General features: G+C 66.3%; 20 protein-coding genes. 5 read left to right on the top strand and 15 right to left on the bottom strand.

Annotated features, from left to right (window positions below; genetic code table 11):
* Positions 1–34: 34 nt before the first annotated feature.
* The 10 genes from AC07VU_RS28585 to gspG all read right to left on the bottom strand — a co-directional run bounded on the left by AC07VU_RS28585 (position 35) and on the right by gspG (position 13,591).
* Positions 35–1,192: a substrate-binding domain-containing protein gene (locus tag AC07VU_RS28585; protein WP_495030911.1), complete on the bottom strand. Its 1,158-nt coding sequence runs from the start codon at positions 1,190–1,192 to the stop codon at positions 35–37.
* Between the two features lie 137 nt (positions 1,193–1,329).
* Positions 1,330–2,490, bottom strand: a complete 1,161-nt coding sequence (locus tag AC07VU_RS28580) for a substrate-binding domain-containing protein (RefSeq protein ID WP_169897578.1) — start codon at positions 2,488–2,490, stop codon at positions 1,330–1,332.
* Between the two features lie 119 nt (positions 2,491–2,609).
* Complete coding sequence (locus AC07VU_RS28575; RefSeq protein ID WP_169897577.1) at positions 2,610–3,761, bottom strand: substrate-binding domain-containing protein; 1,152 nt, start codon at positions 3,759–3,761, stop codon at positions 2,610–2,612.
* Between the two features lie 628 nt (positions 3,762–4,389).
* Positions 4,390–5,601: a type II secretion system inner membrane protein GspF gene (gene gspF, locus AC07VU_RS28570; RefSeq protein ID WP_169897576.1), complete on the bottom strand. Its 1,212-nt coding sequence runs from the start codon at positions 5,599–5,601 to the stop codon at positions 4,390–4,392.
* The gene (gspE, locus tag AC07VU_RS28565; RefSeq protein ID WP_457276320.1) at positions 5,601–7,022 is read right to left on the bottom strand and encodes a type II secretion system ATPase GspE; all 1,422 of its coding nucleotides are present in this window, start codon (positions 7,020–7,022) and stop codon (positions 5,601–5,603) included. Before gspE ends, gspF begins: the two co-directional genes overlap by 1 nt.
* Positions 7,023–7,995: 973 nt before the next feature.
* A complete protein-coding gene (gspD, locus tag AC07VU_RS28560) occupies positions 7,996–10,386 on the bottom strand; it encodes a type II secretion system secretin GspD (RefSeq protein WP_495030910.1) in 2,391 nt (796 codons plus the stop codon).
* Entirely contained in the window at positions 10,383–10,949 is a 567-nt protein-coding gene (locus AC07VU_RS28555; protein WP_495030909.1) for a type II secretion system protein M, read from the bottom strand. The genes gspD and AC07VU_RS28555 overlap by 4 nt, the downstream gene beginning before the upstream one ends.
* The gene (gspL, locus tag AC07VU_RS28550; protein ID WP_169897573.1) at positions 10,942–12,135 is read right to left on the bottom strand and encodes a type II secretion system protein GspL; all 1,194 of its coding nucleotides are present in this window, start codon (positions 12,133–12,135) and stop codon (positions 10,942–10,944) included. The genes AC07VU_RS28555 and gspL overlap by 8 nt, the downstream gene beginning before the upstream one ends.
* Positions 12,132–13,115 (bottom strand): type II secretion system minor pseudopilin GspK, encoded by a 984-nt coding sequence (gene gspK, locus AC07VU_RS28545; protein ID WP_495030908.1) that lies wholly within the window; start codon positions 13,113–13,115, stop codon positions 12,132–12,134. Before gspK ends, gspL begins: the two co-directional genes overlap by 4 nt.
* A gap of 8 nt (positions 13,116–13,123) precedes the next feature.
* Positions 13,124–13,591, bottom strand: coding sequence for a type II secretion system major pseudopilin GspG (gene gspG, locus AC07VU_RS28540; RefSeq protein WP_180921575.1), 468 nt, complete (start codon positions 13,589–13,591; stop codon positions 13,124–13,126).
* Positions 13,592–13,739: 148 nt separating this feature from the next.
* Here gspG and gspI point away from each other — a divergent pair, with 148 nt between their 5' ends.
* On the top strand, positions 13,740–14,168 hold the full coding sequence (gspI, locus tag AC07VU_RS28535) for a type II secretion system minor pseudopilin GspI (protein WP_274306688.1): 429 nt from the start codon (positions 13,740–13,742) through the stop codon (positions 14,166–14,168).
* Between the two features lie 109 nt (positions 14,169–14,277).
* On the opposite strand, the gene AC07VU_RS28530 is transcribed toward gspI, so the two are convergent.
* Positions 14,278–14,709 carry a type II secretion system protein N gene (locus tag AC07VU_RS28530; RefSeq protein WP_169897571.1) on the bottom strand — a complete coding sequence of 144 codons (432 nt, stop codon included), beginning with the start codon at positions 14,707–14,709 and terminating at the stop codon, positions 14,278–14,280.
* 107 nt (positions 14,710–14,816) lie between these two features.
* Between AC07VU_RS28530 and gspH the strand changes: the two genes are divergently transcribed.
* Both gspH and AC07VU_RS28520 read left to right on the top strand, forming a co-directional pair.
* Entirely contained in the window at positions 14,817–15,278 is a 462-nt protein-coding gene (gene gspH / locus AC07VU_RS28525) for a type II secretion system minor pseudopilin GspH (protein WP_092418651.1), read from the top strand.
* Positions 15,275–15,898, top strand: a complete 624-nt coding sequence (locus AC07VU_RS28520; RefSeq protein WP_169897570.1) for a type II secretion system protein GspJ — start codon at positions 15,275–15,277, stop codon at positions 15,896–15,898. The genes gspH and AC07VU_RS28520 overlap by 4 nt, the downstream gene beginning before the upstream one ends.
* A gap of 331 nt (positions 15,899–16,229) precedes the next feature.
* Here the strand turns inward: AC07VU_RS28520 and AC07VU_RS28515 are convergent, their stop codons facing one another.
* Genes AC07VU_RS28515 through AC07VU_RS28505 form a run of 3 tightly spaced genes read right to left on the bottom strand, consistent with a single transcriptional unit; the run spans position 16,230 to position 18,376 of the window.
* Positions 16,230–17,180 carry a FecR family protein gene (locus tag AC07VU_RS28515; RefSeq protein WP_495030907.1) on the bottom strand — a complete coding sequence of 317 codons (951 nt, stop codon included), beginning with the start codon at positions 17,178–17,180 and terminating at the stop codon, positions 16,230–16,232.
* A 39-nt stretch (positions 17,181–17,219) separates the two neighbouring features.
* Positions 17,220–17,765, bottom strand: a complete 546-nt coding sequence (locus AC07VU_RS28510) for an RNA polymerase sigma factor (protein WP_009043644.1) — start codon at positions 17,763–17,765, stop codon at positions 17,220–17,222.
* Positions 17,762–18,376, bottom strand: coding sequence for an STN domain-containing protein (locus AC07VU_RS28505; RefSeq protein ID WP_495030914.1), 615 nt, complete (start codon positions 18,374–18,376; stop codon positions 17,762–17,764). Before AC07VU_RS28505 ends, AC07VU_RS28510 begins: the two co-directional genes overlap by 4 nt.
* A gap of 280 nt (positions 18,377–18,656) precedes the next feature.
* Here AC07VU_RS28505 and AC07VU_RS28500 point away from each other — a divergent pair, with 280 nt between their 5' ends.
* Positions 18,657–19,004: a hypothetical protein gene (locus AC07VU_RS28500; RefSeq protein WP_495030906.1), complete on the top strand. Its 348-nt coding sequence runs from the start codon at positions 18,657–18,659 to the stop codon at positions 19,002–19,004.
* Between the two features lie 75 nt (positions 19,005–19,079).
* Here the strand turns inward: AC07VU_RS28500 and AC07VU_RS28495 are convergent, their stop codons facing one another.
* Positions 19,080–19,520: a carboxymuconolactone decarboxylase family protein gene (locus AC07VU_RS28495; RefSeq protein ID WP_007925797.1), complete on the bottom strand. Its 441-nt coding sequence runs from the start codon at positions 19,518–19,520 to the stop codon at positions 19,080–19,082.
* A 348-nt stretch (positions 19,521–19,868) separates the two neighbouring features.
* On the opposite strand from AC07VU_RS28495, the gene pdxR reads away from it, so the two are divergent.
* Entirely contained in the window at positions 19,869–21,302 is a 1,434-nt protein-coding gene (gene pdxR / locus AC07VU_RS28490) for a MocR-like pyridoxine biosynthesis transcription factor PdxR (protein WP_495030905.1), read from the top strand.
* Positions 21,303–21,346: the final 44 nt, after the last annotated feature.

Here is a 21,346-nt window from a genome sequence, read left to right as displayed (position 1 = left end):
ACCTTTGTCATGAAAACTTCATCCGCGTGTGGGTTCAGAGCGGACGGCCGATGCCGTTGCAGACGCTGGGGTTGTTCAGGCCTTGTGCGCTGGTTACTGGAATGAAGGTGTTGCGAATGGCGGTCTTCCAGGTTGCGGTCAGCGGAATCAGTTTCCTGTTGAGGATTGCCTGATCGTTGCTACTGGCGAAGGTGGCGTTGTAGTGCCTGCTCAAGAAGATGCGAATCGAGTTGAGATCCGCTGTGTCCTTGTAGCACTGGCCGAAGATGAAGTTGATGTAGCCAACGATCGAGTAGCCTTGGGCAGGGTTAGGCGCTACTGGAACCCATTTTCTCAGGTCGGCACGGTCGGCGGCAGTGGCCGGCGGCGCGATATTCATCAGGGCAGTCTGCACATTCTCCACGGTTGGCAGCAGGCCGTTGATGCGAGCCACTACAGCGTTGTTGGTGGCATCAACACTGTCAGGGCCAGCATAACCGATGGCACCCGCGGTGGAAGCCACGGTGCTGGCCACTTCGGCGCTGCTTCTGACGGAGATCCAGGAAGCCAGTTCGGCGCCTGGGTGGGCATTGGCGAAAATGCTGCTGACGGAGGTAAACACCGACGGGCAAATATTGTTCAGGTGACGGGTAAGGATTTCTGACGTACCGCTGCTGGTGTAGAGGTACACCACGCGAACCGGAGTCATATCAGAGTTGCCGAATACTTCGCCCCAGGTACGGGCGGTGCCGTTGTTGCTCGACAAGGCCAGGCACAGTTGCTCGCTGGTCAGGTTCAGGTTAGTGATGCCAGCCTTGTTGTAAGGAATGGCCACCGAGGTAGCGACCGATGGAAACTGCAGCAGCGGTCCCCAGTTGTCATAGGAGGTAGTCGGTACGCCTGGAGACTGGTGGGCAGCCTGGTAGTTGCTAATTTCGCTGTCGCTGAGTACCGAATCGCTACCGGCATAGTCCACAGTGGCACCAGGCAGGGTGTTGGTCAGCGAACCAATGTTATTGGTCAGCACGGCGGTCTTGCCAGCAGCGCTGCCTACGCCGAAGAAGTAGTAACCGAAACCGGGAGTCAGCACCCCCGGAGTGTTGTATAGCGAACCAGTCAGCCCCGTACCGCCACCGACAACATTAGCCATCGATTGAGCCGAAGCCAGGGCGGCGACAACCAGGGTGCTCGCGATCAACGTGTGTTTGAACATCAGGAATCTCCTCGCAGTTTGAATTGATCTTGCATGGATGGCCGCTGTCACAGCCGTGGTTTCGCCCCCTCACGGACCTGTCCGCGTTTTTCGAACCAGGCCCAAGGCAGTCGACCTCTGCCAGGCTGGCCCTGGATTCACAGCGGACGGCCGATGCCGTTGCAGACGCTGGGGTTGTTCAGGCCCAGGGGGCTGGTAGAAAGCAGGAAGCTGTCGCGCACGGCCTTTTTCCAGACCGCGTCCAGCGGTATCAGGTGCTGCGCGATCAACCGGGCGTCGTTTCCGGCCTCGGGGTTGGGCCCGAAGTGGCGCAACAGAAAAATCCGCAAGGCCGTGGCGTCCTGCGGGTCGCGATAGCACTGGCCGAACAACAGGTAGCTGTAGCCGACGATGGCATAGCCGTAGGCCGGGTTGGCGATATCCGGCGCCCACTTGTGCGGGTCGGCACGATCCATGGCGGTGGCCGGCGGCGGGATCTGCGTCAGGCTGATCGGGGTGATCGCAGTGGGAGGCAACAGGCCGTTGACCCGCGCTACCTGGGCGTTGCTGGAAATATCCAGGCCCGAGGGCCCCGAATAGCCGATGGCGCCTTCGCTGGCGGCAACCCTGGCCAGCAGGTCCTGGTCGCTTCTCTCCGCGCGCCAGTGCCCGGGCAGCGGACCGTAGTGGGCCGTGGCGAACCGATTGCTGGTGCTGAACGCCTGGGGGCAGAGGCTGTTCAGGTGACGAGTGAGCAGCTCACTGGTACCGCTGCCATCGGCGCGGTAGATCACCGTCACCGGCGTGCGCGAATAGGCCGGGTTGATCTGGTCCCAGGTACTGATGGCTCCGGAGAACAGGCCACAGAGCATGCCGCCATTCAGGTCCAGGTCGGTCACCGGCTGGCCGCTGGCCAAGCGCACCCGGTAAGGAACCGCCACCGAGGTGATCGCCACCGGGAGCTGGATCAGCGGGCCCCAGTCCGCCGCCGAGCCGGCAACGGCCCCCGGCGCCTGATGGGCGCTGCGGTATTTAGCGAGTTCACTGGCGGTCAGCCGTGACTCGCTGATGGCGTAATCCACAGAGAACGATTCGGGGTAATCCGGAGTCAGCGCCACGCTGTCATTGGTCAGCAGTGCCCTCTTGCCGACCCCACTACCCGCGGCACGATAGCCCCCCGCTGTCGGCGGCAATACTCCGGGGGTGGTGTAGAAACCCTGCATCAGGTACGAACCGCCGCCGTCCAGAGCCGCCGAGGCCGGAGCAGTACAGAAGCCAGTCAAGGCCCCAACCAGGGCAGCCAACAGATATCTGGACATGGCAACTCCCTCTGCTGCCCGGGATGCCCCATGGCAACATGAAATTCGCGCGAAGAAAAAATCGGCAACGGCTGGCGCCGTTGCCGATCGGTGTTGCGGGTATTGAGCCTCGGCCTAAATCAGGCTGGACGGCCGATACCGTTGCACACGCTGGCGTTGTTCACGCCCTGTGCACTGGTTGTTGGAATGAAGGCGCTGCGAATGGCGGTCTTCCAGGTTGCGGTCAGCGGGATCAGCTTCTTGTCGATGATTGCCTGATCGTTGCTGTTGGCGAAGGTGGCGTTGTAGTGCTTGCTCAGGAAGCTACGGATCGAGCTGACATCCGCGGTGTCCTTGTAGCACTGGCCGAAGATGAAGTTGGTGTAGCCAACGATCGAGTAGCCGGAATCCGGGTTAGGCAATACTGGCGCCCACTTGGTCAGGTCGGCACGATCGGCGGCGGTGGACGGAGGCGCGATGGTGCTCAGGGCGGTCTGCACGTTGCCCACGGTTGGCAGCAGGCCGTTGATGCGAGCCACTACAGCGTTGTTGGTGGCGTCGACATCTTCAGGGCCGACATAGCCGATGGCGCCGGAGGTGGAAGCCACGGTGCTGGCCACGGCGGCGCTGCCGCTGACACCGATCCAGGAAGCTGGCTCGGCACCTGGGTGGGCATTGGCGAAAGTGCTGCTGACAGAGGTGAACACCGACGGGCAACGGTTGTTCAGGTGGCGGGTGAGGATTTCCGAGGTCCCGCTACTGGTGGCGCGGTATACCACGCGAACTGGAGTGGTATCGGAGGTGCCGAGCACTTCACCCCAGGTACGGGCGACGCCGTTGTTGGCCGACAAGGCCAGGCACAGTTGCTCGCTGGTCAGGTTCAGATTGGTGGTGCCAGCCTTGTTGTAAGGAATGGTCACCGAGGTGGCGGCCGACGGGAATTGCAGCAGCGGGCCCCAGTTGGCAGGATCGGTAGCCGGTACGTCTTGGTGGGCGGTTTTGTAGTTGCTGATTTCAGTGGCGTTGAGAATCGAGTCGCTGCCTGCATAGTCCACAGTGGTACCCGCTGGCAGGGTGGTGGTCAGCGAACCGATGTTGTTGGTCAGCACGGCAGTCTTGCCGCCGCCGCTGCCCACGCCGAAGTAGGGACTGAAACCGGAGTTCAGAACACCCGGAGTGTTGTACAGCTGCTCAGGCAGAGTGGCACCGCCACCCACAACAGCCGCCATCGATTGGGCCGAAGCCAGAGCCGCTACGGCCATGGAAGCTGCGATCATAGTGCGCTTAAACATGAAGAATCTCCTTTCGTCGTGTGTATACGGAGGTCAATGGTTCTTGCATGACGCCATGGCGCTCAGATCCTCTGCCCTGCTCTGAGAGCGTTGTGCGGGGTGAGGCCATGGGTAAGAAGTTCGCAGTTTCCGGTGACAGATAAAGGAAAAAACCTCGGGAGAAAGGCCTTGATTTTCAAAAACTTTCTCGGGTGTTCGAGGGCCCTGGCGTGGGCTTTTCAGCGCAGGTGACAGCGAGGTGTCGCGGGGCCTTTTGCCAGCTCTTGGCCAGGCGCGGCGCGGGTCTTGGGTTGGGGCGCTGGGGGTGGTTGTGCATGACAGAACGAGGAACCCGAGTTCGGCGGATTCGGCGCTCGGGTGGCGTGGCGTGACCGAGAAAAACGTTGAGGCACCTATGCCGTTAATCCTGGCAAACCATGTGCTCAGGTTTGGCGAGGACTGCGTCCCCGAGCGCAGCCTCGCTACGCTCGGCAGCGGCTACAGGTATTTGCGGGCGCCGGTCGATGATAGAAAAATCCACGATCCGCAGGAGCGAGGCTTGTCCGCGATCCAGGCGACGCGACTCGTATGACCCGACGCCATCGCGAGCAAGCCTCGCTCCTACAGAAGCCCGCGAATCCATGCACCTTTATTGCACCAGCTGGTTGATCTCGATGATCGGCAGTAGCACTGCCATGACGATCACCAGCACCACCCCGCCCATGACCACGATCATCAGCGGCTCTAACAAGGCGGTCATGCCCATGGCGCGACGTTCGATGTCGCGGGACAGGGTTTGCGCGGCGCGTTCGAGCATGGGTGGCAGGGCGCCGGTTTTTTCGCCGCTGGCGATCAGGTGGATCAGCACCGGCGGGAAGACTTTTTCCACCCGCAGCGCGGCGGCGAGGTTGACGCCTTCGCGGACCTTGGCGGTGGCGTCGCTGACGCTCTGGCTCAGGCGGTCGTTGGACAGGGTCTGGCGCGCCGCTTCCAGGGCGCGCAGCAGCGGCACCCCGGCTCCGCCGAGGATCGCCAGGGTCGAGGCGAAGCGCGCGGTGTTCAGGCCCAGCACGAAGCGCCCGATCAGTGGCAGGCGCAGCACCCGGCTGTGCCAGTTCAAGCGGGCCTGGGGGTTGCGCAGGTACAGGCGCCAGCTCCAGAAGCCGCCCGCCAGCACGCCGAAACACAACCAACCCCAGGCGCGGATGAAGTCGCTGGCGTTGAGCATCGCCAGGGTCAGCCCTGGCAGGTCCTGGCGTGCCTGGGAGAAGGCGCTGACCACCTGGGGCACCACGTAGCTGAGCAGGAAGATCACGATGCCCACCGAGACCAGCCCGACCACGCCGGGATAGATGAAAGCGGTGAGGATCTTGCCGCGCAGGGTGTTGCGCTCCTCGATGTAGTCGGCCAGGCGCTCCATGACCTGGGCCAGGTCGCCCGACTCTTCGCCGGCGGCGATCAGCGCCCGGTAGATATCCGGGAAGTCCCGTGGCCGCGCCGCCAGGGCTTCGGCCAGGCGCATGCCGCTGCGCACATCGGCGCGCACCGCGCTGAGGGTGTGGGCGATGTGCTTTTTTTCCGCTTGTTCGACCGTGGCGCTCAGCGCCGCCTCCAGCGGCAGGCTGGCGCCCAGCAGGCTGGCCAGCTGGCGGGTGGCCCAGGCCAGGTCGTTGTCCGACAGCTTGGCGCTGAACAGGCTCCCGCCACCGGCCTTGGGCGTGTTGCTCTCGACCTGCACCATCAGCGCCGTCAACCCACGGCTGCGCAGCACACCGAAGGCGGCGCTCTGGCTGTCGGCTTCCAGGTGCCCGGACTCGATCTTGCCAAGGGCGTCGGCGGCTTCGTAGCGATAACGGTTCATCAGGCGTCCCGGGTTACGCGCAGGATTTCTTCAGGGGCGGTGGCGCCGCTGCGCACCCAGCGCTCGCCATCCTCGCGCATGCTCAACATCCCGGCGCGACGCGCGGCGGCGCGCAGCGCCTGTTCGTCGGAGCCCTGGTGGATCAGGCTGCGAATGTCGTCGTCGATGCAGAACAGCTCGTGAATACCAGTGCGTCCGCTGTAGCCGACCTGGTTGCAGGCCGGGCAGCCCACCGGGCGCCAGGTGCCAGGGGCGGTCGGGTCTTCTTCCTTGCAGTGCGGGCACAGCCGTCGCACCAGGCGCTGGGCCAGCACCCCGAGCATCGACGAGGCCAGCAGGAACGGCTCGACGCCCATGTCGATCAGGCGGTTGACCGCCGACACCGCGTCGTTGGTGTGCAGGGTCGCCAGCACCAGATGCCCGGTGAGCGAAGCCTGCACGGCGATCTGTGCGGTTTCCAGGTCGCGGATCTCGCCGATCATGATGATGTCCGGGTCCTGGCGCAGGATCGCGCGCAGGGCCAGGGCGAAGGTCATGTCGATCTTGGCGTTGACCTGGATCTGGCTGATCCCCGGCAGGTCGTACTCCACCGGGTCCTCGACGGTGAGGATATTGCTGGTGCTGGCGTCCAGCCGTGCCAGGGCGGCGTAGAGGCTGGTGGTCTTGCCGCTGCCGGTGGGGCCGGTGACCAGCACGATGCCGTGGGGCTGGCGGATCAGGTGGTCGAGCTTGCCCAGCACCTGGGGGTCCATCCCTAAGGTTTCCAGTTGCAGGCGCCCGGCTTGTTTATCCAGCAGGCGCATCACCACCCGTTCGCCGTGCCCGGTGGGCACCGTGGACACGCGGATATCGATGGGCCGCCCGGCCACGCGCAAGGCGATGCGGCCGTCCTGGGGCAGGCGTTTTTCGGCGATGTCGAGCTGGGCCATGATCTTGATCCGCGACACCAGCGCGCCGTGCAGGGCCTTGCGCGGCGAGACCACGTCGCGCAGCGTGCCGTCGACCCGGTAGCGCACCACCGAATGGCTTTCATAGGGCTCGATATGGATATCGCTGGCCTCGTCCCGCGCGGCCTGGGTCAGCAAGGCGTTGATCATGCGGATCACCGGCGCGCCGTCCTGGGTGTCCAGCAGGTCGGTGATTTCCGGGATGTCCTGCATCAGGCGGTCGAGGTCGACCTCGTTCTCGGCGGCGCCGACCACCGCGGCGGCGCTGCCGGTGTCGGAATAGGCGCTGGCCAGCAGGCCGTCGAGTTCTTCGTCGCGCACCCGTTCCAACCGCGCCGGGCCAAACTGGCGGCGCGCTTCGCTGATCGACCAGCCGGGGGTCGAGGGGCAGACCAGGAGTACGGCGCCCTCCTCGCCATGGCGCAGGAGGATGCGTTGGGATTTGGCCCAGGCGTAAGGGAGTTGGGGGTTCATGGGAGTAACTCCGGGGCTTGGCTGTGTACAGATCCGGTGCTGCGGTAACGGCCGTTAGCGGTTTCGCTCTTACGGCGAAGTGGGTGTACATATCCGTTGCTGCGGTAACGGCGGCTTAGGGTTCCGCCCTTACGGCGGGTCACTTTGAAGAGCCCAAAGTAACCAAAGGCTCTTGCCCCAAGCGTCCGGTCCTCGCTAAGGCTCGGATTCCCTCGCTCCGGTCCTGCTCCGTGGGCCGCCGCCACAGGCCATCCATGGCCTGGGGCGGCTAACCCGGCATCCCTGCCGGGTTGCCCACTGCGCAGAACCTCCACTCGGCCTCCCGACGGGGCAAGAAAATCAAAAACAACGCGAGGCGACCTGCCGGTCGGCCTGTCTGAGAACACGTTCCCTGTAGCCGCTGCCGCAGGCTGCGATCGGGCGCGCAGCGCACGCCAAGCCAGGCGGCGCGGTGCATCAGGCAGATCGAGGTGGATGGTTTTGCGTCTGCTGCGCAGCCGATCGCAGCCTGCGGCAGCGGCTACAAGAAGCGCGTAAAACGCGCTTGGCTTTGGCTTTGGCTTTGGCTTTTGATCTTGCCTTTGATCCACCCGCCCCTTTCCCAGAGGCCGAACGCAGGCGTTGCGCAGGGGGTAGCGCGGCAGGGATGCCGCGCTAGCCGCCCCAGGCCATGGATGGCCTGGGGCGGCGGGCCCCCGGAGCAATGCCGGAGTGAGGGCATGCCGAGCCCTAGCGAGGCACCGAATGGAGGGGCGAGACCTTTTGGTTACTTTGGGCTGGGCCGGCATTCCGGCGTTTGCCAAAAGTGACCCGCCGTAAGGGCGGAACCGCCAGCAGCCGTGACCGCAGTAACGGATATGTACCCCCACCCCGCTATAAAAGCGGAACCATAGGCGGCCGTTACCGCAGCAACGGATATATCCCCCAGCACCCAGCGCACCAGACGCCGAGCGCATAAACGCAACAGGCGAACTCATTGCACCGGCACCGCTTTGATCCTCGCCCTCGGCGCTGGCACCGACACCGGCACAGCCCCCGGCACCCCCTGCTCCGCCGTCGGCAATTGCGGCGCCTGCATGTCCGGCATGGCCCAGCTGCGGTCCGGCTGCAGGCCGCCCTGGGCGCGGCGCATGAAGTCGTAGCGGTTGAGGGTGATGCTGCGCCCCGCGGCGCTGTCGCGAATGATGTAGGGCCGCAGGAACACCATCAGGTTGGTCTTGTTGGTCGAGCGGCTTTCGTTGCGAAACAGCGCGCCGATCCCGGGGATAGTCGATAGCCACGGCACCGCGTTGTTGCTCTGGCTGTAGCCGTCCTGCAGCAGGCCGCCGAGGACCATGATCTGGCCGTCGTCGAGCAGGATGCTGGTGTCGATCGCGCGCTTGTTGGTCACGGTGCCAGCCTGCACCGAGGCGCGCTGGTCGACGCTGCTGACCTCCTGATAGATGTCGAGCTTGACCGTGCCACCCTCGGAAATCTGTGGCCGCACATTCAGCTTCAGGCCGACTTCTTCACGCTGCACGGTCTGGAACGGGTTGTTGCTGTTGCCGCCACCGCCGGTGACGTAGCTGCCAGTAACGAAGGGAATGGTCTGGCCGACGAAGATGCTCGCCGCTTCGTTGTCCAGGGTCAGCAGGTTCGGGGTCGACAGCACGTTGTTCCCGCCCTTGCTCTTCAGGGCCCGGGCCAGCACCTTGAGGTCGAGGATCTTGCCGATCCCGGGGATGTCCACGGTGCCGTTGACCAGGCCGACGTTGAGCCCCTGGGGCAGCACGTCGATGCTGGTCTTGCCGTTGAGGTTGAGGCCGCTGCCGCCGAGGTTGGCGCCGCCGATGACGCCGCTGCCACCGAGATTGCCGGTCTGCCACTGCACGCCGAATTCGGCGGCGTCGTCTTCGTTGACTTCGACGATCAGGCTTTCGATCACCACCTGGGCGCGACGCTGGTCGAGCATGTCGATGACTTCGCGCAAGTTGCGGTACAGCGGTTCCGGCGCGGAAATCAGCAAGGTGTTGGTGGTGGCATCGGCCTGGATGGTCACGCCGCCGGCGCTGAAGGCGGTGTTCTGCTCGGAGGCCTGGGTGCCGCCCTGGCTGCTGCTGGAACTGCCGCCCTGGGCATAACCGCTGCTGGAGCTGCCGCCGCCGAGGCTGGAGCTGCCACTGGTGGAGCTGGTGCTGCCGCTCTGGCCGCTGCTGGAACTGCCGCCCTGGCTCATGCCGCCCATGCTGCCGAGCATGGCCCGCGCGTTGTCGCCGGTGCCGCTGTCGCTCTCGCCGGTGAGCAGGCCGCGCAGGGCCTGGGCCAGCTTGCCGGCCTGGGCGTTGCGCAGGTACACCACGTGCAGGTTGCTCGGGTTGCTCTGGGCGTTGTCCAGCTTGTAGATCAGGTTGCGCGCCAGCTCGGTGCGCTCGGGGCTGCCGGTGCGGATGATGATCGAGTTGGAACGCGGGTCGCCGACCACGCTGACCTTCTGGGTCGGGTCGGCGCCCTGGGTTTCCAGCAGCTCGGAGACCATGCCGGCGATGTCCACGGCGATGCCGTTCTGCACCGGCACCACATCGGTGTCCAGGGCGCTGGGAATGTCGATGCCTTCGATGATCTGCGCCACCCGGGTGAGGTTCTCGGCATAGTCGGTGATGACGATGCTGTTGTTCCCCGGATAGGCGTTGATCGGGTTGTTCGGCGACACGATCGGGCGCAGCACCGGGATCAGGTTCACCGCGTTTTCGTATTGCAGGCGGAAGGTGCGGGTCAGCATACCGTTGGCCGACGGCTTGCCGGCGTTGTAGATCGGCCCGCCGAGCAGCTTGGCGTCGGCTTCCGGCACCACCTGGGCCACGCCGCCGACATCCACCACGCTGAAACCCTGCATGCGCAGGGCCGCCAGCAGCATGTCGTAGGCCTGGTGGGCCGGCACTTCGCCTTCGCTGACCAGGGTCAGGTTGCCCTTGACCCGCGGGTCCACCAGGAACTGCTGGCCAGTGGAACGCGCCAGCGCCCGGACCACGGCCTGGATATCGACATCGACGAAATTCAGGCGCACCGGCTGGTCGCCCAGAGGATTGCGCACCACCGTGCTGCTGGCGGCGGGAGCACCGGGGGGGCGTCCCGCACGGCTGATCGGATGCTGGAATTTGGGACGCTGGGTCTGTTGCGCCTGGGCCCGCTCCCGCTCGGCCACCACATCGCCGCCACTGCGATTGGTCTCGCCCAGGGGCCGCCCCAGTTCGCTGTCCACCAGCAACGGTGGCTGTGGCTCCTTGCTGTTACTGCACGCCGCCAGTGCCAGGGCCAGCGGCCCCAGCAGGAGCAAGGGCAACGCCTTGCGCGATTGGCGGGCGTAAAAAGAACCTGACCACTTCATGAAGCTTCCTTAGCGCCAAGCGCCTGATCCATGCGAACGGTTCCGGACAGTTTGCCTGCCGTGCCATCGATGTCGGCCGGCCCCGCGCGTTGCAGGCGGGCCTCCACCACTTCCAGGGAAAACTGCCGGGGATTGCCCAGCAGCCAACCGACCACGGCATCCGCCGGGGCCTCTTGAAAACTCAAGTGCCAGGCCTGGGACTCGCCCTCGCCCGCCAGCTGCAACTGGTACAGCCCCTGCAGGCCGGCGGCATCCAGGGTCTGGCGCAAGGACTGCTCCAGGCTCTGCCCCGGCTCGCCGCCACGGGGCCCGCCGGCCTGGTGCAGCACCAGCTCCAGGGCTTCGGACTGGGAGCGCAGCTTGGGGATCTCGGCCTGCCAGTAATCGATCTTGTCCAGCGCCGGCTCGATCAGCACCAGCCACACCAGCAAACCACCCAGCAGCGCCGCCGCTCCGGCCAGCAGGCGTTTCTCGCGCAGGGCCAGGCCGTTCCAGTACAGCTGCGCCTGGGCGGCCTGACGCTGCCAGCGTTGCCGGTAACGGCTGAGGTTCAGCTTATTCATCCTCGTCTTCCTCGCTGTCGTCGGCTTCCATCGGCACCGCGCCGGTCGCCGTGCCTGTGGCGGCGCGCAGGGTCCAGCCCTGGTCGCCGGGGCTGGCTTCGAGCCCGGCCTGGGTCAGCAGGCCCTGCCAGCCGCTGTCGGGCGCAGGGACACGGGTGTCGCTGAGCAGGCTCAGCTGCAATTCGCCGTTCTGATAGTTCAAACGCTCGACCCCGCCGATCACGAAAGGCATGGCATTGCTGGCCTGCAGCACCAGGCTGTTGAAGCTGTGCGGAGCGTCGCCGCTGGCTCCGCTCTGGCGCGCCGCCAGTTGCTGACGCGCCTGTTGCAGGGGGTTGAGGATCACCGGCAATTCCGGGAACACCTGCTGCACCCGTTGGCTCATCTGCGCCTTGAGCTGCTGGCCCTGGGCCGCCTGGCGCGCGGCGTACAGGTTCAGGCCCAGGGTCCAGACCACCAGCGCCACCGCGCACAGCGCCGCGGCACGGCCCCAGCCCTGCTGGCGAGCGCTGTTGTCCTGCACCCCGCCGTGCAGGCCCCAGTCGGGTGCCTGGCCAGTCCAGCGGCAGCTGTCCGGCAGTTGTTCCAGGGCCGCTGGCGGGGCCGCCTCGCCTATCCATTGCAGCCCAGTGCCGTTGGCCAACAACGCCTGCAAAGCGTCTTCGGGTAGCGGTTGCACACTGCCCTGCCGCGGGCTATGGCGCAGCAACAGGTGCTGGTCTTGCAGGCAGGCGGTCAACTGGCCCGCCGCCGATACCGGCAAGGCATAGGGCGCCGGGTACAGGCCGCGCAGTTTCAGGCCGGCCTGTTCCAGCACCTGGCCGAGCCGCGCCAGCGCCTCGCGCGGCAGCCAGCTGATGTGCACCTGGCCGTCGCTGTCGCGCGGGCTGTGGGCCACGTACAGGCTGTCGCTGTGGCCGAGAATCAGCGCCTGGGCGGCGCAGGCCACCGCCGCGCTGACCTTGGCCGGAGCCAGGGCCGGTAGCTCGATACTCGCCAGCAGGCTGTCCTCGGGGTGCAGGAAACACTCCACCGCCGGCGCCTTGGGCATCTGCCCCAATTGCATCAGGCTGGCTTCGCCGGCTTCCTTGACCTGGCCTTCCTTGAGCTGGAGCCGGGCAAAGCTCACCCGGCTCTCGGCCGTCAGCGAATGCAAGGGCGGCAGGCTGACGCGCAAGCGGCTCATACGCCCACCCGCGACCAGATCACTCGGGGCATGTTGTCTTCGCTGCGGTGCAGCAAGGCCAGCAGCTTGACCCGGCGCCGCTCGCCACGGGCCTGGCCTTGCAGGCGGAACCATTCGCTGGTGATGCCGACCCGCACCGCGTCCGCCGGTACCTGCGGCATGCGCAGGCGATTGATGAAGTCACCCTGGTTGATGAACCACTGGCCACTGTCGCGCTCGGCGATCAGCGCCTTGGCCCGTGGCAGCGCCAGCCCCGGCACGGTCGCGGCGAGCACTTCGGCGCTGGCGGTGTTGCCGTTGACCCAGGTATTGGCCGGCAGGATGGTGACAAAGGGTTGCAGGCGCGCCAGCAGCTTTTCGTCGACGCCGTTCACCCCCAGCAGGTCGTCGAGACTGCGCAGCATCGGTTGCTTGGCCAGCAGCGGTTTGCGCGCGGCCTCGGGCGAAGTGTCGCGACCGCTGTGGAAACCGTTATTGACCGGCGCCGCCGTGCCTTCCGGGCTCAACTGCCGTGGGTAGGAAGCGATCACCCGCTGGCTGATGCGCTGGCCCAGGGTCGCGCTGACCCCGAGCAGCTCGCACAGGCGCTGGAAATTCTCTATCTGCAACGGGTCGAGCCGGTCATTGGCCAGCAGGTTGCGCAGGTTGAACTTGCTCTGCTCGTCCTCCAGCCGCCCCTCGAACGGCCCGGCGCCCGGCCCCAGGGCCGCGAGCTGGATCGGCCGCGCCCAGTTCTGGTCGAGGCGGGTCAGCACGTCGCGCTGGCGGTCTTCCCACAGGCGCTGGCGGCTGACCTCCATGCCGCCCTGCAACTGCCAGCTGCCCTGGACCCGCAGTTGCTCGCTTTCCAGTGCGCGGGTGAACAGGGTCTGGCGGGTCAGCATGCCGCCGGCGATCACCGCCACCACGGCGGCGATCAACAAGGCGCTGATAATGGCCATGCCACGCTGTTTCGCCGCTGTCGGCGAACGGGCTGTCATGGCGGCGCTTACAACTGCCAGGAGCCGATATCGGCATTCACGCCGTCACCGTCTGGCTGGCCGTCGGCCCCCAGGGAGAACACATCCACTTCGCCATTGGCCCCCGGGTTCAGGTAATGGTAAGGACGGCCCCAGGGGTCGTTGGGCAGGCGTTCCAGGTAGGAGCGCCAGTTGCTGTTCTTGGCATCCGCCGGGCGCTCCACCAGCACTTTCAGGCCCTGGTTCATGCTCGGGTAGGTGCCGTGGTCGAGGCGATAGAGCTTGAGGGCCTGCATCAGCCCGCCGATGTCCTGCTTGGCCGCGGTGGCCCGGGCCTGGTCCGGACGGTCGAGTACCTTGGGCACCACCATCGCGGCGAGGATCCCGAGAATGACCACCACCACCATGATCTCGATCAGGGTGAAACCGCCCTGTCCGCGTGGGCGGCGGGGCTGAAGATGAGGCTGGGGGTGTGACGTGAAGCGCACGACATCCATCTCGACGTTCCTTGGCTTGATTTCGATTCGTCGGGCAGTGTTACAAGAAAATATGTCAGTGATATTGACGTTGCCCGGGAGCGTCCGTAGCCAATCGGTCAAATTTGCCATGTAGCCTGCAAGCCTTCATTTGTGCCACGAGACGTCCATGCCGGGGCCACGCCAGCCACTACTCAAACGACCCGCCGGACCGCCAGCCGCTGAACAGCGGGGTTTCACCCTGATCGAGGTGCTGGTGGCGCTGGCGATCATCGCCGTGGCCATGTCCGCGGCGATCCGCGTGGCCGGCTTGATGACCCAGAGCAATGGTTTGTTGCGGGATAAATCCATCGCCTTGCTGGCGGCCCAGTCGCGCCTGGCGGAGCTGCGCCTGGAAGGCCGCCTGCCGCCCGGGACCAAGAACATCGAATGCGATCAGGGCCGGCTCAAGCTGCGCTGCGAACAGAACATCGCCCCCAGCCCCGACCCACGGCTGTCCCGGGTCAGCGTGCTGGTCCTCGACCGCAGCCGCGAGGCCCCGCCCCTGGCGCGCCTGGATACCCTGGTCGCGCGGACACCGAAAAACTCCAATCGCTAAGGAATAACCCTGTAGGAGCGAGCTTGCTCGCTCCTACAGGGGACTCCGCTAGGCATGGCCTGCGTAGCGCCGACGGCTCCAGCATGCAGCCGCTTGTCGTACAGAACCATCACTGCCGGGTCAGCACCGGCAACGCCGGACTATCCGGCAACTTGCTGACATCCAGCCGCGAGCGCTCGCCACCGCGCTCGATCACCACCCCGTCGCCCTCGATGGCCACCAGTTGCACGCCCTGGGCCAGGCGCTCGCCCACCAGGAAGCTGCGCGGCGGCGCGTCGTTGAGGCTGAGGATCGCCACCGCGCCGCGGGGGCTGGCCATCAGCCCGGTGACCTTGATGTCCAGCGCCAGCGGCTGGTTGGAAAACCACTGCTGCGCCGGGCTCTGGGCCTGGGCGGCCAGGGCTTGCGGCGGCGCCTGCGGGGTGCGCGACTCGGCGGGGGTCAGCAGCAGCGACGACCAGGTCGCCACCCCGGCCACGATCGCCAGCAGGGCCACGGACTGCACCAGCTGCGGCGGGGAAAATCGATGGACGAATGCCATGGCAAGGACCTCCTGTTTGTCCGTCTTCGCAGCCTAGCGCGCAATGGTCACGTTTTTATTTCACATTCGCCGGGCAGGATGAAAACCGACGCACAGGAGCGCGCCCCATGACCCCATCCCGACAACAGGGCTTCACCCTGATCGAGCTGATGGTGGTGCTGGTGATCATCGGGATCGCCAGCGCCGCCATCAGCCTGAGCATCCGCCCCGACCCGCTGCAGGGCCTGCGCAAAGATGCCGAGCGCCTGGCGCAGTTGCTCCAGGTGGCCCAGGCCGAGGCCCGCGTGGATGGCCGGCCCATCAGTTGGCGGGCGGATGCCAAGGGTTTCGCCTTCAGCCGGCCCAGCGACGACGGTCGCGGCCTCGATCAGTTCAAGGACGACCCGCAACTGCGCCCGCGGCCCTGGGAAAGCCCGACGATCAAAGTGCGCATCGAGCCCGGCCCGCGGCTGGTGCTCAACGCCGAATGGATAGACGCGCCGCTGCAGGTGCAACTGTCTGACGGCCGGCACAGCCTGACGGTGCAACGTACCGCCACCGGAGTAGTCCGGGTGGTGGCACAGCCATGAGGGCGCGGACCAACCAGCGCCAAGGCGGCTTTACCCTGATCGAGGTGATGGTGGCGATCCTGCTGATGGCGGTGGTCAGCGTGATCGCCTGGCGCGGGCTGGACAGCGTCAGCCGGGCCGACAGCCATTTGCAGGCCAGCAGCGAGCAGACCGAGGAGCTGCTGCGCACCCTGCACCAGCTGGAACGGGACGTGGCGCTGCGAGCCAGTGTCGAACTGATGGAGCCGGTGCTGGCCGGGGCCGATGCCGAAGCCGTCGATGTGCCAGCGGCCCTCACCGTGCGCAGCGCCGACAGCGGCACCTTCCGCCTGGATGTGATCCGCAGTTCGGCGACGCCTGGCGAGGGCCTGCAACGGGTGCGCTGGTGGCTCAAGGGCGACACCCTGTACCGCGCGGCGGCGCCGGCCCGCGATCGTTATCCGCTGCCCGCGCCGAAAAACGGCGTGGCAGTACTGGAGCATGTCAGCGACTTGCAACTGCGGGTCTGGGATCGGGACAAGGGCTGGCGCCAGCTCAGCGGCAACCGCAAGGAAAACCCGCCAGGCCTGGAGATCCGCCTGGTGCGCCAGACGCCCCAGGGCGAAGAGCGTTACCGTCAGGTGCTGGGGCCGTTGGAGTAAGGACAACGCCGGGTTGGACACCGCACCTGTAGCCGCCGCCGAGCCTGCGAGGCTGCGATCGAGGACGAAGTCCTCGCCAAACCTGAGCACGCGGTTTGCCAGGAAAACTGGATTGTCCGGTTTACGGCCGCTGCGCAGCCGATCGCAGCCTCGCTGCGCTCGGCAGCGGCTACAACAGCAACGCACGTTAACGCAGCGGCCACGGGGATTTGGGTCGACGGCGATTCTGTAGGAGCGAGGCTTGCCCGCGATCCAGGCCACGCGGGCTGTCTGCACGGACGCTATCGCGAGCAAGCTTCGCGGCTACAGATGCCAGGTGCCACGTCTCAGCTCAACTCAACAACACCACGCCGCCCGGCAATTCGGTGCATTTGGCGCCGTAGGCGTCGCGGATCAGCAGGGCCACGCCGGCCAGCTGGTTGAGGTTGAAACGCGCCTGCACCTTGCGCTTGCCCAGCTCGGCGTTGAGCAGCACCAGCATGCCCGGACGGTAGCGGTTGATCTCGTCGATCACCGTGTTGAGGGTGGCGTTGTCGAACACCAGCACCTGCTCGCGCCAGGCGATCACCGCCGTCGGGTCCACCGCCTGCGGCTCGCCGACCTGGCGGCTGTCGTAGGTCAGCTGGCGACCGCTGTCCAGGCGGATCAGCCGGCCCGCGACCTCGACCTGCAGCGCGCCATCGATGCAGGTCACGCAGACACTGTGGTTGGTATTGCGCACGTTGAAGCGCGCCTGGGAGGCGCTCAGCCAGCCGTTGCCGGCCTGGACCCGTACCGGCAGCGCGCTCTGGCTCAACACCTCGACCTCGCCTTCGAGCAGTTCGATGCCCTGCCCGCCGTCGGCCAGTTCGCGCCGGCTGATGCGGGTCTGGGTGTTGAGTTCCAGGCTCAGCCCGTCCTCCAGTTCGACCCGGCGCTGCTCGCCGACCTCGGTGCGGTAGTCGGCGCCCAGCCCGGCAAAACCGCCGGGCACCGAGACCCGCACCGCCACCAGGGCCACCGAGGCCGCCAGCGCCCCACCGAGAAAGGCCCGGCGGCCGAAGCGCCGCGGCTGGGCCTGTTGCTGGCAGTGTTCGGCGGCCGGCTTCAGGCTGTGCCACAGCAACTTGGCCTGCTCGAAGGCCTCGGCATGCTGCGGGCTCTGCGCGCACCACTGCTGCAAGGCCCGGGCGTCGGCCGCGGTGGCCCGCCCCGAGGTCAGCAGGAGCAGCCAGTCCTGGGCCTCGTTGCGCAGCCGGTGGTCCGGTGTCGCCCGAGAAGTGGAGATACTAAAGATGTTCAAGCGTGCGGGTACTCACGGATTAATCGGGGCCTTTAGTGACTAGGACGGTTTTCCGGCGCCGGGACCGAACCGCTGAATCACTTTTCTTTCAAGGCGCGAGGCGCAGTGGCCCAGGGCAGCCTTGATTTCCTTCTCGACCATCCGTGTCGAAATGCCGAAGCGCTGGGAGATTTCCAGGTGCGGCGCCTCCTCCAGGCGCGCGGCGATAAAGATCTTGCGGCGGCGCGCCGGCAGTTCGTAGAGCGCCTTGAGCAGCGACTGGATTTCCTTCTGCCCGCCCACCACCCGCGACGGGTCCAGGGCCTCGTCGCTGACCTGCAGCAGTTCCTCGACCTCGCTGCCGGTGAGCAGCCGGGCATCGGCCTCGCGGCGGTCGGCGGCGATGTTCAGGGCCATGCGATAGAGGTAGGCATTGGGCTGGGCGAGGTTCGGCGGCTCCTCCATGCGGTCGACCCGCAGGTAGGTTTCGTGCAGCACATCGTTGGCCAGATCCTCCGAGCCCAGGCGCCGACGCAGACGCACCTTGAAGTCGTCGTAGGAGGTCAGGAACAACCTGACCATCGCACTGTGCCCGGTATTCTTCATGCCCCGGAGGCTCCCTGGCGTTGTCTGCAATCCATGCGTTTTCCTGCGCTGTCGGGTATCAGAAGCAAGGTCACTGGCTGGCGCAGCGAACTTGGCGCGGGTCGTTCGACCCAGGTTTCGCTGAGGCTCTGCACCAGTGCCTCGTCGCGCCGCAGATCGCCGGTGGTGGTGACCAGGCGGCTGTGCTCGATATGCCCGCCGCGGTCGATCCACAGTTGCAGCACCGCGCGATAACGCCCCGGCCGGGTCAGTTCCGAACGGCACAGGCCGGCCTCCACCGCGCGTTGCAGCGCACTGGCGAAACTGTCGCTGGCCCAGGCCCCGGCACTGCCGCCCGTCCCCTTGGAGGCAGGTGCATCGCTGAGCTGGGCGACTTGCAAGGTAAAGGCATCGGAGCGGGCGTAACGGGCCATCAAACCACTTCCTGTCAGCAGGCGACTCAGGGCGTCCCGGGCGCTGTAGCGCCCCTGGACCCGTACCGAGCGACGCCCTCGGGTCAGCTCGCGGTCCACCAGCACCGCCATCCCGGTCGAGCGGCTGAACAGTTCAAGCGCTTCGGCCAGGTCTTGCGCGGCGATGTCCAGGTCCAGCAGCCGGTGCGAATCCACCATCGGCGGCGCGGGTTGCGCCGCCCGCAACCCGCCCGAGGCGGCCAGCGCCAACAGCAGCGCAAGCCCCCAGCGCGCGAACACCGCGTGAAAGAAAGACCGATACCCGACCTTTGCTCGGCGTCGCTGCACGGCTACCTGTCCCTGAAAACCGTCATCCTGAGGCCAGTTTATGAACCTGATGTGACGGTGCCCGCAAAAAAACCATCACCTTTGCGCCACCCGCCTTGCTTTACACTCAAGGACCGCAACGGCCCCTCCCGGGCCCGCCAGGAGGCCCCCGATGAAACAGCTTCGCACCCTTGCCGCCAGCCTGATGCTCGGCGCCCTGCCGCTGGCCGGCCACGCCGCCACGCCCGTCGAAGCGCCCGCCGCCGCTTCCGGCAAAACGCCCACAGAGGGTTGTATCGACGTCAGCGTGGGTGGGTACAAGGCCCCGGACTACGGTTGCCTGAGCCAGCAAATGGGCAACAACCCCGACGGCGCCAAGGCCGGGCAGAAGAACCAGGAAGCCCTGCAGGTGCCGATCCACAAACGCCCGCCGAACCAGATGGGCCTGGCCACCCCGGCGGCCACCAGCACGCGGATGGGCAATACCTTCGGCACCTCGGTGAAGCCGCAACGGCCTTGAGGTTGTGTGTTCGGGCCCTGTCGCGAGCAGCCGTTTGCCGAACATTGGCTGGCGTGGATGGAAAAGGAATCCGGGCTAGACGCTGGGCTGTTGGCGGAACGCCACGGCCAGGCGGTTCCAGCAGTTGATCGCCGCCACCGCGACCGTCAGGTCGACCAGCTCACGCTCGCTGAATTCGCCGCGCACGGCCTGGAACAACGCATCCGGCACCGCGGACTCGGACAACAGGGTCACCGACTCGCTCCAGGCCAGCGCCGAGCGTTCCCGCGGGCTGAACAACGCCGAATCGCGCCACACGCCGAGGGCGTATAGGCGCCGCTCGCTCTCGCCGTTCTGGCGCGCCTGCACCGCGTGCATGTCGGCGCAGAACGCGCAGTGGTTGAGTTGCGAGACGCGGATCTTGACCAGCTCCAGCAGGGGTTTCTCGATGGACAGGTCGAAGCTTTGTGCCTCGAGCATCAACAGGCCCTTGAGGGCTTCCGGCGAGGCGCTGTAGTAATCCAGGCGGGGTTCCATCGAGAGTCACCCTGAGCGTGTGTTGGTGTTCCCTAGCCTAAGGTCCGCGTCGGCCTGCCCCTATAGCCAATCCGGGGGTTTATCGGCAGTCCACCGGGGGCCGTGTCGGATTCAATACCGCCGAAGCCCTTCGGGCTTATCGTCCGAACGCGGCCCGAGCCTGCGGCAGCGGCTACAGGGGGTGGTTGTGGCGCGGGACTCGTGGTTTCCCCAATCGGTGTAGCCGCTGCCGAAGGCTGCGATCGCGGGCGCAGCCCGCGCCAAGGCCGCAGGCCGATCCCGGGGCGCTACACGAACCCCGGGCTTGCGGGTAATCTGGCGGGCACTGATCGTTTTGGAATGTCATCGATGGAACTGCATGTCGTCATCAACGGGCGCAAGGACCTGGCCGACCAGCTGTATCGGCAACTGCGCGACGCCATCGAGTGCGGGCGGCTGGCGGCGGGCGCGCAATTGCCGCCGAGCCGCCTGCTGGCCGAGCAACTGGGGATCTCGCGCAAGACGGTGTCGGACACCTACAGCCTGCTGACCTACGAGAACTTCCTGATCGGCCGGATCGGCCGCGGCACCTTCGTCAATGCCCGGCCGGTGAAGGCCGAACCCAAGCAGAGCGCCGGCGACCTGGCCTGCGCACAGAGCCTGGAAAAATGGCGGGAGCTGCCCTCGCCCCTGCGCCATCCGACCCTGGAAGGCACCTCGCGCTACGAGTTCATCGGCGGCGCCACCAGCCGCAATCAGTTCCCCCAGGAAGAGTGGCGGCGCTGCACCCAGGACGCCCTGCGGCGGATCGCCCAGAGCGGCGGTTTCTACAGCCAGCCGGAAGGCCTGCCGGCGCTGCGCAATGCGATTGCCGGGCATGTCTCGTTCTCGCGCGGCGTGGTCTGCAGCGACGCCGACATCGTGGTCTGCAACGGCGCGCAACAAGCCCTGGACCTGATCGCCCGGGTGGTGCTCGAACCCGGCAGCCTGGTGGCCATGGAAGACCCCGGCTACACCCCGGCGCGCCTGCTGTTCAGTGCCCAGGGCGCGACGGTGATCGGCGTGCCGGTGGACGACCAGGGCCTCCAGGTCGAGCGGATTCCCGATGGCGTACGGCTGATCTACGTCACCCCGTCCCATCAGTTCCCCCTGGGCATGCCCATGAGCCCGGCCCGCCGCGAGGCCTTGCTGGAGCGGGCGCGGGAGCTGGGGGCGATCGTCATCGAGGACGATTACGACAGCGACTTCCGCTACGAGGGGCGCCCCACCGATTCCCTGCAAAGCCTGGATAAGCGCGGCGTGGTGGCCTATGTCGGGACCTTCTCGAAGACCATGCTGCCGCAGCTGCGCCTGGGCTACGCGGTGCTGCCACCGGCGATCCTCGGCGCGGTGATCAAGGCCAAGCGCCTCACCGACTGCCACACCTCGACCCTGCCGCAATGGGCGCTGGCCAAGTTCATCGCCGAGGGCTACCTGCTCAAGCACATCCGCCGCTGCCACACGGTGTACGCCGGGCGCCGCGAGCGCATTCTGCAGCGCCTGAACGGCGACCTCTCGCCCTGGCTGCAGGCGGTGCCGTCCACCGCCGGCTTCCACATGGCGGCGCTGTGCAAGGTGCCGGTGAATATCCCGCTGTTGCTGGAGCTGGCAAAGAAGGTCGAGGTCGGGCTCTACCCGCTGCACGGCTTCTATTATCAGGAGCCGGCCAGGGACGGGCTGTTCATCGGCTTTGGTGCCATCGAGACTCTGGACATCGACCCGGCCCTGGACAAGGTGCGCGACATCCTGCAACAGATCGCCTGATTGGTCCCGGGCTTTTCCCGGGGATTGGTTATTTTTGTTGCAAT

The organism is Pseudomonas sp. GW821-FHT02B10, from assembly GCF_059421865.1.
This window is presented reverse-complemented; position numbering and strand designations above follow the sequence as displayed.

What these genes read in the sequence shown, in the direction of transcription:
- AC07VU_RS28500 (WP_495030906.1), top strand. Translation starts at nt 18,657, where the DNA reads ATGAAACAGCTTCGCACCCTTGCCGCCAGCCTGATGCTCGGCGCCCTG.
- gspD (WP_495030910.1), bottom strand. Translation starts at nt 10,386, where the DNA reads ATGAAGTGGTCAGGTTCTTTTTACGCCCGCCAATCGCGCAAGGCGTTG.
- AC07VU_RS28530 (WP_169897571.1), bottom strand. Translation starts at nt 14,709, where the DNA reads ATGGCATTCGTCCATCGATTTTCCCCGCCGCAGCTGGTGCAGTCCGTG.
- gspF (WP_169897576.1), bottom strand. Translation starts at nt 5,601, where the DNA reads ATGAACCGTTATCGCTACGAAGCCGCCGACGCCCTTGGCAAGATCGAG.
- gspG (WP_180921575.1), bottom strand. Translation starts at nt 13,591, where the DNA reads ATGGATGTCGTGCGCTTCACGTCACACCCCCAGCCTCATCTTCAGCCC.
- AC07VU_RS28505 (WP_495030914.1), bottom strand. Translation starts at nt 18,376, where the DNA reads ATGGTGGATTCGCACCGGCTGCTGGACCTGGACATCGCCGCGCAAGAC.
- AC07VU_RS28520 (WP_169897570.1), top strand. Translation starts at nt 15,275, where the DNA reads ATGAGGGCGCGGACCAACCAGCGCCAAGGCGGCTTTACCCTGATCGAG.
- gspH (WP_092418651.1), top strand. Translation starts at nt 14,817, where the DNA reads ATGACCCCATCCCGACAACAGGGCTTCACCCTGATCGAGCTGATGGTG.
- AC07VU_RS28585 (WP_495030911.1), bottom strand. Translation starts at nt 1,192, where the DNA reads ATGTTCAAACACACGTTGATCGCGAGCACCCTGGTTGTCGCCGCCCTG.
- gspI (WP_274306688.1), top strand. Translation starts at nt 13,740, where the DNA reads ATGCCGGGGCCACGCCAGCCACTACTCAAACGACCCGCCGGACCGCCA.
- pdxR (WP_495030905.1), top strand. Translation starts at nt 19,869, where the DNA reads ATGGAACTGCATGTCGTCATCAACGGGCGCAAGGACCTGGCCGACCAG.
- gspK (WP_495030908.1), bottom strand. Translation starts at nt 13,115, where the DNA reads ATGACAGCCCGTTCGCCGACAGCGGCGAAACAGCGTGGCATGGCCATT.
- AC07VU_RS28580 (WP_169897578.1), bottom strand. Translation starts at nt 2,490, where the DNA reads ATGTCCAGATATCTGTTGGCTGCCCTGGTTGGGGCCTTGACTGGCTTC.
- AC07VU_RS28555 (WP_495030909.1), bottom strand. Translation starts at nt 10,949, where the DNA reads ATGAATAAGCTGAACCTCAGCCGTTACCGGCAACGCTGGCAGCGTCAG.
- gspL (WP_169897573.1), bottom strand. Translation starts at nt 12,135, where the DNA reads ATGAGCCGCTTGCGCGTCAGCCTGCCGCCCTTGCATTCGCTGACGGCC.
- AC07VU_RS28510 (WP_009043644.1), bottom strand. Translation starts at nt 17,765, where the DNA reads ATGAAGAATACCGGGCACAGTGCGATGGTCAGGTTGTTCCTGACCTCC.
- AC07VU_RS28495 (WP_007925797.1), bottom strand. Translation starts at nt 19,520, where the DNA reads ATGGAACCCCGCCTGGATTACTACAGCGCCTCGCCGGAAGCCCTCAAG.
- AC07VU_RS28575 (WP_169897577.1), bottom strand. Translation starts at nt 3,761, where the DNA reads ATGTTTAAGCGCACTATGATCGCAGCTTCCATGGCCGTAGCGGCTCTG.
- gspE (WP_457276320.1), bottom strand. Translation starts at nt 7,022, where the DNA reads ATGAACCCCCAACTCCCTTACGCCTGGGCCAAATCCCAACGCATCCTC.